This window comes from Streptomyces sp. WM6386, from assembly GCF_000972385.1.
Lineage (GTDB): Bacteria > Actinomycetota > Actinomycetes > Streptomycetales > Streptomycetaceae > Streptomyces.
In genome coordinates this window covers 1-335 of the sequence record NZ_JXTE01000713.1, presented here as the reverse complement: position 1 = coordinate 335, position 335 = coordinate 1, and the positions used below count along the sequence as shown (strand labels likewise).

Sequence of the window (335 nt, the reverse complement as noted above, 5' to 3'; positions counted from 1 at the left end):
GCACTACTTCGAGGCGACCGACCAGTGGCTCGTCCCGCACCACCCCGACGTCTCGGCGCTGCTGCGGGAACGGCGGCCCCGGCCGGCGGATCACCCCCGGTTCCCGCACGAGGGATTCTACGAAGCCCTGGGCTGGCGGGGCCAAGACGTCCAGGAGACGGTCTTCTTCCAGGCCGGGGGGGTCCGCCTCGGCAGCTGGGGGCGGGGCACACTTCCCGCGGGGGGCGCCGCCCCCGCGAAGTCCTCGTGCGTAAACCGGTGCTGATACGTCCGCCCGAGCCGCCGTTCCCGCAGCAGCGCCGAGACGTCGGCGTGGTGCGGGACGAGCCACTGGT

General features: G+C 73.7%; 2 pseudogenes. One reads left to right on the top strand and one right to left on the bottom strand.

Going from position 1 to position 335, the window contains the following annotated elements:
* Positions 1 to 115: 115 nt before the first annotated feature.
* Positions 116 to 214, top strand: a pseudogene (locus TN53_RS49760) (VOC family protein); the annotation flags it as partial.
* Here the strand turns inward: TN53_RS49760 and TN53_RS49755 are convergent.
* Positions 205 to 335: pseudogene (locus TN53_RS49755) on the bottom strand (cytochrome P450); the annotation flags it as partial. The pseudogenes TN53_RS49760 and TN53_RS49755 overlap by 10 nt on opposite strands.